13 protein-coding genes are annotated in these 13918 nt (G+C 30.9%); 2 read left to right on the top strand and 11 right to left on the bottom strand.

Translation table 11 applies throughout. The annotated features are described in order from the left end of the window. The first annotated feature begins 83 nt into the window (after positions 1-83). Positions 84-1085 (top strand): AraC family transcriptional regulator, encoded by a 1002-nt coding sequence (locus NNC19_RS11235; RefSeq protein ID WP_310938744.1) that lies wholly within the window; start codon positions 84-86, stop codon positions 1083-1085. 48 nt (positions 1086-1133) lie between these two features. Here the strand turns inward: NNC19_RS11235 and NNC19_RS11230 are convergent, their stop codons facing one another. From NNC19_RS11230 to NNC19_RS11210, 5 genes are all read right to left on the bottom strand, one after another. Then, positions 1134-2606 carry a DUF4179 domain-containing protein gene (locus tag NNC19_RS11230; RefSeq protein WP_310938743.1) on the bottom strand — a complete coding sequence of 491 codons (1473 nt, stop codon included), beginning with the start codon at positions 2604-2606 and terminating at the stop codon, positions 1134-1136. A 4-nt stretch (positions 2607-2610) separates the two neighbouring features. Next, positions 2611-3132: a sigma-70 family RNA polymerase sigma factor gene (locus tag NNC19_RS11225; RefSeq protein ID WP_310938742.1), complete on the bottom strand. Its 522-nt coding sequence runs from the start codon at positions 3130-3132 to the stop codon at positions 2611-2613. 227 nt (positions 3133-3359) lie between these two features. Beyond that, positions 3360-4208, bottom strand: coding sequence for an aldo/keto reductase (locus NNC19_RS11220; RefSeq protein WP_310938741.1), 849 nt, complete (start codon positions 4206-4208; stop codon positions 3360-3362). Positions 4209-4263: 55 nt separating this feature from the next. Beyond that, the gene (locus NNC19_RS11215; RefSeq protein WP_310938740.1) at positions 4264-4836 is read right to left on the bottom strand and encodes a sugar O-acetyltransferase; all 573 of its coding nucleotides are present in this window, start codon (positions 4834-4836) and stop codon (positions 4264-4266) included. A gap of 178 nt (positions 4837-5014) precedes the next feature. Then, positions 5015-5677, bottom strand: coding sequence for an iron-containing alcohol dehydrogenase (locus NNC19_RS11210; protein ID WP_310938739.1), 663 nt, complete (start codon positions 5675-5677; stop codon positions 5015-5017). A 257-nt stretch (positions 5678-5934) separates the two neighbouring features. Between NNC19_RS11210 and NNC19_RS11205 the strand changes: the two genes are divergently transcribed. Continuing rightward, complete coding sequence (locus NNC19_RS11205; protein ID WP_310938738.1) at positions 5935-6780, top strand: helix-turn-helix domain-containing protein; 846 nt, start codon at positions 5935-5937, stop codon at positions 6778-6780. 239 nt (positions 6781-7019) lie between these two features. Here NNC19_RS11205 and rlmD read toward each other — a convergent pair whose 3' ends face one another. The 6 genes from rlmD to pfkA all read right to left on the bottom strand — a co-directional run bounded on the left by rlmD (position 7020) and on the right by pfkA (position 13849). After that, positions 7020-8387, bottom strand: coding sequence for a 23S rRNA (uracil(1939)-C(5))-methyltransferase RlmD (rlmD, locus tag NNC19_RS11200; RefSeq protein ID WP_310938766.1), 1368 nt, complete (start codon positions 8385-8387; stop codon positions 7020-7022). A 67-nt stretch (positions 8388-8454) separates the two neighbouring features. Continuing rightward, positions 8455-8814: a DUF1540 domain-containing protein gene (locus NNC19_RS11195; protein WP_310938737.1), complete on the bottom strand. Its 360-nt coding sequence runs from the start codon at positions 8812-8814 to the stop codon at positions 8455-8457. Positions 8815-9020: 206 nt separating this feature from the next. Further along, positions 9021-9728 (bottom strand): GntR family transcriptional regulator, encoded by a 708-nt coding sequence (locus NNC19_RS11190; protein WP_310938736.1) that lies wholly within the window; start codon positions 9726-9728, stop codon positions 9021-9023. Positions 9729-9819: 91 nt separating this feature from the next. Beyond that, positions 9820-11220: a GH1 family beta-glucosidase gene (locus tag NNC19_RS11185; protein WP_310938735.1), complete on the bottom strand. Its 1401-nt coding sequence runs from the start codon at positions 11218-11220 to the stop codon at positions 9820-9822. A gap of 180 nt (positions 11221-11400) precedes the next feature. Then, positions 11401-12819 (bottom strand): pyruvate kinase, encoded by a 1419-nt coding sequence (gene pyk / locus NNC19_RS11180; protein WP_310938734.1) that lies wholly within the window; start codon positions 12817-12819, stop codon positions 11401-11403. A 70-nt stretch (positions 12820-12889) separates the two neighbouring features. Beyond that, complete coding sequence (gene pfkA / locus NNC19_RS11175) at positions 12890-13849, bottom strand: 6-phosphofructokinase (protein ID WP_310938733.1); 960 nt, start codon at positions 13847-13849, stop codon at positions 12890-12892. Positions 13850-13918 lie beyond the last annotated feature (69 nt).

The following is a 13918-nucleotide window of genomic DNA, read 5'->3' as shown; positions in this document are numbered from 1 at the left end:
ATAATGGATATATTAAATATAATTAATATATTCCTAAACAAATTGCTATTTACAATTTATTATGAGTAGAAATGAGGTAATCTATGCTTGTAAAATCTAGTGACGAATTCAAATCTGAAGTTTTAAAAAAGTTATGTTTTAGTAAAATTGAAAATGAAGGTTACACTTTATATAAAAATAAAAACAAGCCTGAACTTGGCTATTTAATTAGCTACTCAAGAGAAGATTACTATAACTTAGGTATTGCTGATTATACTATTCCAGAAGACTTCTCTTTATCCTTTGATAATTCTCAACTTTTAATGCGATTTGGTTTAGTTTATAAAGGAATCACAGAATTTAAAATTGAGAATAATCCTGTATTTTCTTTCACTCCATCTTCTTTCTTTGTGATTGAGAAAGATTTAAAAGGACAGCAAATTTGGAAAAAGGGGCAACATTATCATGGAACTGAAATAACTATATATGAAAAGTATTTTACTGAAATAATAAAACCTAACTTTCCAGATATATTTGATTTAGATACTTTTATAAAAAATTATACTTATACTTATCTACCTTTAGAAATCGTAGAAATCATTCGGGAACTACAAAGTTTAGCTAGCAAAAATGCTTTAAATGGTATGTATCTTGAAAGTAAAATATTAGAGTGCTTAGCAATTTTAATAAATGAGATTAATAAATCTCCTGAAAATGCTTTTACTAATCAAATTAACTATGGAAATATTAATATTGGAAATAATAGAACTATAAAGTTGACTTCTTCTGATATTTCTGCTATTCAAAAAGCCTATGATATTCTATCAAAGGAATATTGCAATCCCCCTAGTATAGAAACTTTAAGCAAGATAGTTTTTCTAAATGAGCAAAAACTTAAAGCAGGATTTTCAAAGCAATATCATATGTCTATTGGAGAATATACAAATCATATTAGAATGACTGTTGCAACAAACCTCTTATCAACAACAGACTTAAGTATTGAGGATATTGCCCATAAGGTAGGTTATAATTACTCTGCAAACTTTTCTAAGATGTTTAAAAAGATTTATGGAAAAACGCCATTACAGTTTAGAAAAACAAAATAGAGAAGAGTTACATTTACAATTAACTCTTCTCTATTTCAATCTAATATTTTATTTTTCTAAATCAATGTTTATTTTATATCTTTCTTCAATTTCAGGTTCATCAATTTGAGGAAGTGCTATTTTATATTTTTTTGTTTTATCTATTGTAGGTAGCTTAACTGACACAATTCCTTCATCAACATTTTCAAATGCTGCTCTTTCCCCATCCTCTGCCAATTTAAAATCATTGTATTCTTCATCTATAATAACAGCTTGATCTATATTCCTATAATCATAAACACAGTTACCCTCTATCTTAAATGTAACTTTTGTTTCCTTTTCTGAAGCTTCAATACCTTTTATTACCACTATACTATTATTTCCAACCTTTATAACTTGGTTCACTAATCCATCTATATTAGAAAACTCTCTAGTTTTATCTATATTAAATGCATGAATAACATTATTAAAAGAATATCCAGCTGATTTTTCTTTTTTAGTTGCTGGTCTGCTCTTTGTTATTGTTTCCTGAGGAATATTGAAGTTAGTGCTGTTTATTGTTGTTTGAAGTATTGGATAGGAAGAATTGTATATATCCATCCTCTTTATCCCCCATTTCTTAAGTATTGGAACTACAGTTACTGATTTCACATTTGTTAAATCATTTAATATCTCTATCTTACCTTCATACTTTTCCTTAGTTGAGTGAGACCCGACATCCTTTGTTTGCAACATCTTGCCTTTATCATCTATGATAACAAAATCAAAGATACCATTCATCTGGCTTTCCTGAGTTTCATTATATATGCCAGAATAATTCAATGTGTTTCCTAAAGGACTTATTGAAATATTGTCCATTTTTAACGTACTATTTGGTATATTTATGGTTTTATTTAACTGAACTACTCTAGAATTTGTCTGCTTATCACTTTTAGAAACCTTGAACTTAAAATTCCAAGGACCCTTTATCTCCCCAACATATACAATATTTATTTCAACATCCACATCCTCTGCCAAATCCAAATCAGAAATATTTGCTTCTGTCACTGTAATAAGGGTATTATCATCAACTTTTTTATCCTTATTACTCCAACCATCAACTGATTTACCATTAAGCATTATCCCCCCCATATAGCCAATCCCTTCTTTAAGGTTTTCCCCCTCCATAGTTGAAGTTATTGCCAATGTATTCCCATCTATAGTTATTTCATTTATAGTTACATTTATTCCATTCTTCTCTACAGACTTATTAATACTAGTTGAAAATTGTTCAAACTTTCCAAAGCTCTCTCCTGTATTTCCATAACCAATTAGCTTAAATATTGATTGAACACCTGGAATTGCCTTTACTATATCTGGTTTTATAACTACTACTGAACCCATAACCACTAGAATTGCAGCTGCTGAAGCCACTTTTTTATATACATTTTTTCGCTTTTTTAATTTTTTCTCTTTTTCTCCCTTTTTAATGCCACTCTTAATTGCTAAATCTATTCCTTTTGGAATTTTAATTTCATTTTTTATATTTTCTAAATTATCCATAATATTAAACTATCTCCTCATTCATAAATACTCTTAATTTATTTAACCCCTTATTAAGATAAGTTTTTATTGTACCTATTGGGCAGTCAAGAACCTCTGAAATTTCAGCTATGGTAAGATCCTGAAAATACTTAAGAAGTATAACTGTTTTACATTTTTCCTCCAACTTATCAATAGAACTTAACATGTCCAATTTCTCATCTATTTTATTGCCTTCACAATAGCCTGATTCACTTTTCATATCATCAGTTATATATACTATTTTCCTAGTCTTATTTATAAAATTTATAGAATTATTTATTAATATTCTGGTTAACCATGTTTTAAAATACTTAGGCTCTTTTAACTTATCAATGGATATATATGCCTTATACACTGTATCCTGTAATATATCCAATGCATCCTGTTCATTCTTTACATAAGCAAAAGCTGTTCTATAAAGCCCTTCTTTATTGATGTCAATTAGATATTCAAAGGATTTTTTATCACCTTTAATTGCCAGCTTCACTTGTTCTTCAACATTCATAATAAAACTCCTCAAACTTTAAAATTACATGTAATTTATATTTTACATTTATTAGACAATGAAAATAGACAAATGGTTTTAGAAAATTATAAAAATTTTATTTTTAATTAAAAAGGATATATTTATTTCAAGTTCATCCTAAATTTCAGTTTTACCAAGGACTAAAGTGTTATTAAAATGAAAAAACTAGATTAATATTAACACTAATCTAGTCTTTAATTTACTAATTAAAAACCAACTTTATCTGGATGTAATCCAGAACCACCACTATATTCCATACCATTAATAATCTCCATATCTTCTTGTGAAAGTTCAAAATCAAACACTTGTGTATTCTCCTCTATTCTTGAAGGAGTAATAGACTTTGGTAATGGGAGAATGTCCTGTTGCAAGATCCATTTGATACAAACCTGTGCAACTGACCTTTGATATTTTTCTGCAATGTTCATAAGAACTTCATTTGTTAGCATTCTTCCTGTTCCCAATGGACTCCATGCTTCTACAAGAATTCCATTTTTCTTACAATACTCTACTGTCTCTTCCTGCATCTGACCAGGATGGAATTCAATCTGGTTTACCATCGGTTTTATCTCTGTTTCCATTAATGCTTTTAAATGATGTGGCATAAAATTAGATACACCTATTGATTTGATTTTATCTGCCTTAAAAAGTTCTATCATTGCCTTCCATGTCTCTAAATTTATCTCTTCCCAGTCTTCAAACTGACTCTGACTTGCAGGCCAATGAATTAGATAAAGATCAATATAATCTACCCCTAAATCTTCACATGTCTTTTCAAAAGCTTTCAATGTTTTTTTGTATCCACGTTCTTTATTCCATACTTTACTTGTGATAAATACTTCCTCTCTTGGCACCTCACACTCAGTAATACCCTTTCCAACACTATTTTCATTTCCATAAATAGCTGCTGTATCAATATGTCTATATCCACACTGAATTGCAGCTTTTACTGCATTAACAGCAGTTTCACCATCTGGTGTCTGCCATGTGCCAAATCCAACACATGGAATTTTGTAATCATTATTTAATGTAAATGTATCTGATAATCTATTCATTGTTTGCCCTCCATAATTATATTTTGTCTTTCAAATTTTTTTATATTACTTTTTCTTAATTTTCCTCAATATCATTCAACAATGGTTTTATTATCCTAGCAGGTACTCCTCCTGCCACACAGTTATCTGGTATATCTTTGGTCACTACTGCACCAGCAGCAAGAATTACATTATTACCTATTGTTACACCAGGAAGAACTGTTACATTCCCACCAATCCAAACGTCATTCCCAATATTCACAGGCTTTGATATACCAAGATGTTTACGTCTACCCATTGGTGATAATGGATGTCCTACAGTGGTTATTAATGTGTTTGGCCCTATCATGACAAAATCTCCAACATTCACTGGAGCTATATCAAGAATAGTTACGTTGTAATTTGTAAGGAAATTATCTCCCACATGAATGTTTTCCCCATTATCGCAATTAAATCCTGGGCCGATACTTGGATTTTGCCCCACAGAACCAAACAATTTGCGTATAACATTTTCTCTTGCTGCTTCATCACTAGCACTAATCACCTGTAGCTTTGCACAGCCCTCAATTGCATCAAGTTTTCTTCTATTAACTCCTTCATCCCAAAAATCATATTCCAGACCTGCATCTAACTTTTCTACTTCTGTCATTGTTTTAACCCTCCAAAAAACCTTATAAAAGAACATACATACTCTTCTTTTAAATTCTCATTCTCACAAACAATTTTGCTCCATATCTTCATACAAGACATCTTCAACATCCTTGTAATAAAACAAGTGAAGAATTGTCTATATTCTCCACTTATTCTGTATTCATTCTATTTTTGACTTATTTATATGACTTTTCATAAATTTCTAAATAATCTTCATCAGACAATGGTAATGGATCTGCTGTAATATCACCACCAAGTACTTCATGTACTCTCTGAGGATATAACTTTAATTCATCTTTTGTGATTCCAGCCTCACTCATTTTAAGCTCAGAGCAACCAACTGCTGCAATAAGATCATCAAGTGCCTTTATGAAATCTTTTCCACTTGTTGGATTTTTCACTCCCATAGTTTTAGCCATCTTAATCATTGGCTCCTCTGCAGCTTTTCTTTCTGCAAAGAAATCATAATATGCATGTGCAGTCATAATAAGACCTGCACCATGAACTAAATCTTCATGATAACTTCCCATTACATGTTCAATGGTATGTGCTGAAGTACAAAGCATATAATAACCTGCAAGTGTATTTGCAAGAGCCATATTGGCACGAGCTTCTTTATTATTACCATCATTATATGCAATAGGTAGATTTTCTGCAATCAGTTCAATGGCTTTCAATGCAAACATCTCACCCATTGGATGTTGATTCTTATTGATAACACTTTCAGAAGCATGGAAGAATGCATCCATTCCTTGATATGCAGTGAATTTAAGCGGAACACTCATCATAAGATCCGAATCCACTATGGATAGTGTTGGAAACATAGATGGGTTATACATATCTAGTCTCCTTTTTTATTTATCTTTATTAATATCTAACATTATTCCATGACAGTCTCAATTCATTGACATGGCAATTTTATATCTGTGTTCTTACTCCTAGTGGAAAATATCAGAATCCTTTATCTTAATTCTGTTACTTTCTAATCATACTAAAAAAAAACATATAAAATATCATAATCTTACGAATCATGATATAATCTATTCATCAATTAATTCTGATTTTTTATAAGAATTTTTATTGAGAGGATTACGCCATGAGTAAAAAGCAAGAATATCAATCAAAATTAAATAATAATATTGACAAAAATATAGAATCAAAACTGATTTATACAACCTTCTTACAGCGTGAAAAAGTTCATTATCATCATTCCTATGACGAAGAACTCCTTCAATATGAATATGTACGAGATGGGGATATTCGAAGTATTGAGGAAAGTAAAAGACTATTTAGAACTGGTATAGCTGGAAAACTTTCTGAGGACCCCATTTTTGATAAAAAATATTTATTTGTTGCTTCTACAACACTTGCTACCCGTTTCTGTATTGAAGGAGGTATGGATGAACAGGAAGCTTATAATATGAGTGACTTATTCATCCAAGGTTTGGACAAATGTTTTACTGTTCAAGACATCTATGAACTTCAAACAAATATGATTACCACTTTCACAGAGAAAATGGCTGCCATACATTATTCATATCAAGTATCGGAACAAACATGTGATAGTGATTCATTTAACATTAAATATAGTAAGCCCATTCGTGAATGTATGGACTATATCTATTATCATTTACATTACAAGCTTACTTTGCAAGAACTTGCCAATCAAGTATCCTTGTCACCTAACTACCTAGCTATTTTATTCAAAAAAGAAAAAGGTATAACCATTCAAGAATATATTAGGTCAAAGAGAATTGAAGCTGCAAAAAATATGCTTCTCTACTCTGATTATACCCAAACTGAAATTGGACAATTTCTTGCCTTTAGTTCTAGTAGTCATTTTATAAAAGTATTTAAAGATCAGGTAGGATTAACTCCAAAACAATATCATAAAAAATATTATCGTAAACATGCAAAATGGGCAAATAAATTTCAACTCTAAGACATATAACTAAAAGCCAGCTTAAATAACTTCATTTAAAAAATATTTTCAACTGGCTTTCTTCTTATAAAAAGATCAAGAACAGTAATCCTTAAATCACTGTTTCATAATAATGTATTTATATTTTTTCTTTTTAAAACTTATAAAATCATGTACTTTTGCAATCAAACTCCTGAAAACTCGCATTTTTCCAGCATATTCTAAAGAATATAAGAATATTACAATACAAGAATATTTGATTATTTTCTTACTAGCTTCACAACATTCTCAACGTGTGCTGTCTGAGGAAACATATCCACAGGCTGTACTTCCACAGGCCTATATCCAGCTTCCTCTAATATCTTCAAATCCCTAGCCAAAGTACTAGGATCACATGAAACATAAACAACTCTCTCAGGTTTTGTTTCTCCTATAGCATGAAGCAGTTTAACATCACACCCTTTTCTTGGTGGATCTACAACAATAACATCAGCTTTTATCCCATCATTTATTAATGAAGGAATAACATCTTCAGACTTACCCACAGAAAACTTAACATTATCCACAGAATTAATCTTAGCATTTTCCCAAGCGTTAATAATTGCTGGCTCTATTACTTCAACTCCATATACCTTCTTAGCTTTTTTAGATAAGAATAAAGTTATAGTTCCTGTCCCACAATAAGCATCAAACACAGTTTCTTTTCCTGTAAGTCCAGCAAATTCTAATGCTTTATTATATAAAACTTCTGTCTGAACTGGATTAACTTGAAAAAATGATAATGGTGAAATATTAAACTTAAATTCACCTATGTAATCTTGTATAGTATCACTACCATATATAGTTATACACTCTTCTCCTAATATAACATTAGTATTTTTAGGATTTACATTTAATACAATACTTTTAATTCCTTCTATAGAATCAATAAGCGATTCTTTTAATTCATTCAAGTTAGGTATATCTTTAGTACTAGCAACTAAGACTACCATCACTTCCCCAGTCTTAAAGCCTTTTCTTATCATTATATGTCTTACTATTCCTTTAGGATTATACTCTCCATCTAAAGTAACAGGTTCTATGTTATTTTTAACTATCCATTCTCTAGTTATATTGCTAACGCTATCTGCTACCTCATCTTGTATCAAACAACTGTTTATGTCTATTATATTGTGACTTCTTGGAGCATAAAATCCTACTACTACTTCTCCATTAACTTTACCTATTGGAAGTTGTACCTTATTTCTATATCTATATGGATTGCTTTCCATTCCTAGTGGATATTTAACTAATTCCTTAGACAATCCCCCTATTTTAGAAATACAATCTTTTACTCTTTCCCACTTAAAATCTAATTGTTTTTCATAACTCATATGTTGAATAGAGCATCCTCCACATCTTTTAAAATATGTACATGGTGGAACTTCTCTACTCTCTGATGTTTCAATTATCTCTTCTAACTTTCCATAAGCATAACCCTTTTTAACCTTAATAATTTTTACACGAACCTTTTCACCAGCTAGGGCCCCTTGAATAAAGATTGGAAAGCCTTCTAATTTAGCTATTCCTTCTCCTTCATAACCTTCAGCTATTATATCTAAAATATATTCTTTATTCTTTTCTACCAACTTAAAATCACCCTTCATATTTGACTTCAATAAATTATATCATATATCTATAATAGCTATGAACCTATTATCTAATAAAAGTTTCACATCTTGTTGATATTTCATTAGTAACACCATCTCCCATTACAGAAATATCTCTAGCTCCACATATTCCATTCCCATTATAAAAACAATTTCTAGCATGACAATTCACAACTGGACCCATTTCCATTTCATCTTGGGAAGAAAAAATTTGCATTAATTCTCCTGCAAAATTTGTATTGCCTATAGCTGCAACTTCATTGACAACTGTATCCTGTCTAAAACTTGAACAATATGTATTTTCACTTGTATCTGAATTTATCCCTTGAACTAAGATTTCTCTTGCTCCACACAATCCACCTTCATTATTTACACAATTTCTTGCTGTACAATTTAATCTAACCATTTCTCCCACTCCTAATTAATACATTTTATATCTTAGTCTAAACATATTATTAAAATTTATTCTTAAAAACAAAAAAAGCACCCTTACGGGTGCAAGTACAGAATCAGTTGCCATTTAATTCCATAATAAGATTATACCTTATTTTATGTTGTAATATACATTATATCCTAATATATTTGGTCTGATTTGTAAACTTTTTGTTAACATTATTTATAATTCGCCAAACTTAACATCTTTGCCATCTTATAATTATAAATCACTTTTGATATATCAAATATTAACCCATTTGTTAAAAAAACTGTATCTTCTATTATAGTGGCTGGATCCCCTTCATCCAGACACAAAAGTTCACTATGCTCATTATCTAATTTATCACAATAAATCATCTTATCCGCAAAACCTATATTAAGCTTTAAATCCTTAAGGATATATTCATATATAGATTTCTCCACTATTTCATTATTCAAATAAGGAACTATATCCTTATTATAATAAGAATACTCTACTGCAAAATTTTCATCATCTAAAAATCTAAGTCTTTTTACAAAATAGAGATTTGTCCCCACAACACATCTCATTTTTTCTGCTAATTCCTCACTTGCTTCTATTACCCTTAACTCTAGAAGTTTAGTAGTTATCTTTTTAGATGGAAAATCTCCTGTTAATCCTCTCATATTTCCTAATGTGATAAACCCATCTTTGGATGTTTGTCTTATAAAAATCCCGCTACCCTGAACTTGATATAAATATCCCCTATCAACAAGCAAACTAATTGCTTTTCTGATAGTATTCCTGCTTACCATATATTCCCTCATTAACTCTTCTTCTGTAGGAAGCTTCTTGCTTTGTTTGTATACTCCAGATATTATACGTTCTTCTATTGAATTCCCTATTTCTTTATACTTTATTGCCACTTATTTATCCCCCTACATAGTTAAACTTTTACATAATTATATTGCAACATATTTTGCAAATTAAGTAAAGAGTTTTTTATCCCAAAGAGTTTTAAAGTTCTTCTCCCCTTGTCTCAATAACTTTTTTATACCAATGATAAGAATATTTCTTCTTTCTTTCTAGATTATTCTTATGATCTACATATATAAATCCATATTGCTTTTTATACCCATTTAACCAACTTAATAAATCTATAACAGACCAAGCATAATATCCCTTTAAATTAATTCCTTCACTAATTGCTGTTTTAACAGCTCTTAAATGTTCTTCAATAAATTTTGCTCTTGGAACATCCATTATTTCATCTTCTATAATTTGATCTATGTCACCTAACCCATTTTCAGTAACATATAACTTTACATCACCATATCTCTCTTTTAACATTTTAACTCCATCTACAAAGGCATCAGGTGATATTTCCCATCCCCATTTAGTATATTTTTTATCTTCCATAACAACTGATCTAAAGTATCTATCAAAATAAACTCCACCAGCTGCTCCAGTTGGATCTTGCTTTTCTGTAGAATTTATATCATAATTTTTAGCAACTCTCATTGGTTGATAATAATTTAATCCTATAAAATCATTACTGTCTGCATTTCTTTTTAATATATCTAATTCTTCTTCAGTCATATCAGGAAATGCATCTCTTTCTTTTAATAGATTAGAAACATACTCTGGATATTTTCCTTTTAGTATAGGATCATAATACCAATACAATTCAAAATAATTAGCATGTTTTGCTGCATCTATATTTTCCTCACTATCATCAATACTAAATGCAGGATTGAATACATGAGTTATTCCAATTTCTCCATACTGCTTTAATTTCTTATATATTTCCACTGATTTAGCATGTGCGACAAATACATTATGAGTTGCTTGGAAATATTTCTTTTGATCATTTTCAATAGCTGGTGGATGTGCTGCACTCATATACCCTGATTTACAAAATACTATTGTTTCATTAAATGTAATCCAATGCTTTACCCTATCTCCAAAAGCTTTAAAACATGTTTCTGCATATTTTACAAAAGCATCTATTGTAGCCTTATTAGTCCAGCCACCTTTTTCTTCTAAAACTTGAGGCATGTCCCAATGATAAAGAGTTACAAAAGGAACAATACCATACTTTAAACATTCATCTATTAAATTATTATAAAAATCTAATCCCTTTTGGTTAACTTCACCATCTCCATTTGGCATAACTCTAGGCCAGGACACTGAAAATCTATAAGATTCTAGCCCCATTTCTGCCATTAATTTTACATCTTCTTTATACCTATGGTAGTGGTCAACAGCAACATCTCCATTTGTTCCTTCAAATGTCTTACCTGGTATCTTTGAAAATACATCCCAATTTGATACTCCCTTTCCATCTTCATTCCATGCACCTTCTACTTGATAAGCTGCAGATGCTGCACCGAATAAAAAATCCTTTGGAAATTTCATCTTCAATCCCCCTTTTTATATTTTTGCCTATAAAAATAATTTATTGTAATATATAAAATTTATAGGTACAAATATAGTTTATAACAATTATTAAACTTTGTAAATGATTTCCTAGATTTTTTAATATATTTGTACAATAAAAAAAAGTTTCTGATTTCTCAGAAACTTTTTCAAAAGTTATTATTCTACAACACTAACCTTCATTAAGTTAGTTGTACCTATCTTATCAACTGGAACTCCAGCAGCAACAACTACTGTATCTCCCTTTGCTATGAATCCATGCTCTTCAGCTATTTGTACTGATTTTTCCATCATTTCATCTGTTGATTCCATTCTATCAGCAACGATTGGGAATACTCCCCATGAGAATGCTAGTTGTTTAGCTACCTTTTCTGATGGTGTTACAGCTATAACTGGACATTCTGGTCTGCATTGAGAAATTCTCTTAGCAGTTGAACCACTTTGAGTTGATGATATTATTGCAGCAGCTTGTAATTCATTTGCAGCATTACAAGTAGCTCTTGATATAACTCCAGAAATTGCTGGTGTATGAGTTTTAGCAGTTGAAACAGCTACTTCATACTTTAATTGCTTTTCAGTTTCTTCAGCAATTTTAGCCATTGTTTGAACTGCTTCTACTGGATATGTACCATTAGCACTTTCTCCTGATAACATTATTGCATCTGTACCATCTAAAATAGCATTTGCAACGTCAGATACTTCTGCTCTTGTTGGTCTTGGATTTCTGATCATTGAATCAAGCATTTGTGTAGCAGTTACAACTGGTTTTCCTGCTGCATTACACTTTTGAATAATCATTTTTTGAACAGCTGGTACATTTTCTATTGGAATTTCAACTCCAAGGTCTCCTCTTGCAACCATTATTGCATCTGATGCTTCTAATATAGAATCTATATTGTCAACACCTTCTTGGTTTTCTATCTTAGAGCAGATTAAAATGTGTTCTCCACCATTTTCATCTAATAATTTTCTTATAGCCTTTACATCATCAACTTTTCTTATGAATGATGCTGCTATCATAGTAACTCCAATTTCACAACCAAACTTAAGATCAGCTGCGTCTTTTTCAGTTAAAGCAGGAAGTTGTATTGAAACTCCTGGAACATTAACTCCTTTGTGAGTTCCTACAAGACCTGTATTATTAACAACACAGTGAACCTTGTTTCCTTCTACTGATTTAACTGTTAATCCAACTAGACCATCATCTATTAAGATAGTGTTTCCAGGTTTAACATCATTAGCAAGACCTGCATAAGTTACTGAACACTTAGTTGTGTCTCCTATAACTTCTTCTCCTGAATATATTGTGAAATCTGATCCTATTTGTAATTCAAGCTTACTTGGTTCAAATTTCCCAGTTCTTATTTCTGGTCCTTTAGTATCAAGAATTATAGCTATTTCTTTGTTATATTTCTTTGATAGTCTCTTAACCTTTTCTATTCTTCCACCATGTTCAGCATGGTCTCCATGTGAAAAGTTATGTCTTGAAGCGTTCATACCTGCTTCTATAACCTTTGATAAAATTTCATCACTTTCACTAGCTGGACCTATTGTACAGATCATCTTAGTTTTTCTCATGAAAATTACACTCCTTTTTTTGCTTTTAAATTCATCTTTTACAATATATAATAAATTAAATTGTAACCAATTACTTTGATAACACTTCAGCTACACGGTATAATTCTTCATCAAACTTTCTTTCCATAGCTAATGCTTCATCTATATCATCATCAACTATTTTATTATCTCTGATTCCTATAACTCTTGAAGTCTTTCCTTCTAGTAAAACCTCAACAGCTTTAGCTCCCATTTTTGATGATAATACTCTATCGAATGCACTTGGGCTTCCACCTCTTTGTGTATGTCCTAAAATAGTTGCTCTTGTTTCAATTCCTGTTACTTCTTCTACTTCTTTAGCAAGTTCAAACGCTCCACCAATTCCTTCTGCTAAGATAATTAGGTTATGCATTTTTCCAGCTGCTTTACCTTCTAAAATCTTTCTGCATAAAGCATCTTGATCAAATCCTAGTTCTGGAACTAATATAGCTTCTGCTCCACCTGCTATTCCTGAATGAACAGCTATATCTCCACAATGTCTTCCCATTACTTCAACTATTGAAACTCTTTCATGTGAAGTAGAGGTATCTCTTATTTTATTTATAGCATCTACTACAGTATTTAGTGCTGTATCGAATCCTATTGTATAGTCTGTGTAAGCTAAGTCGTTATCTATTGTACCTGGAAGACCTACTGTTTTAACTCCTAATTTTGACAAAAGCTTGGCTCCCATAAAAGAACCATCTCCACCTATTACAACAAGGGCATCAACACCATAAGCTTTAAGTATTTTTACAGCTCTTTTTCTAACTTCTTCTTGTTTGAATTCAAGACATCTTGCTGTTCTTAAAACTGTTCCACCTCTTTGAATTATATCTGATACTGATGTTCTGTCCATGTTGAATAATTCACCATTAATTAATCCAGCATATCCTCTTTTTACTCCCATTACTTCAAGGCCATTCTCTAAAGCTGTTCTTACTACAGCTCTAATAGCAGCATTCATTCCTGGAGCATCTCCTCCACTTGTTAAAATAGCTATCTTTTTCATTTTCGTTCCTCCTTACACAATATTGGGACACCATTAGTCCCATATATGTTAAATCTGTCCACTTATTAA

Source organism: Clostridium sp. SHJSY1 (assembly GCF_031626875.1).
In the GTDB taxonomy this organism is placed as follows: domain Bacteria; phylum Bacillota; class Clostridia; order Clostridiales; family Clostridiaceae; genus Clostridium.
This window is presented reverse-complemented; position numbering and strand designations above follow the sequence as displayed.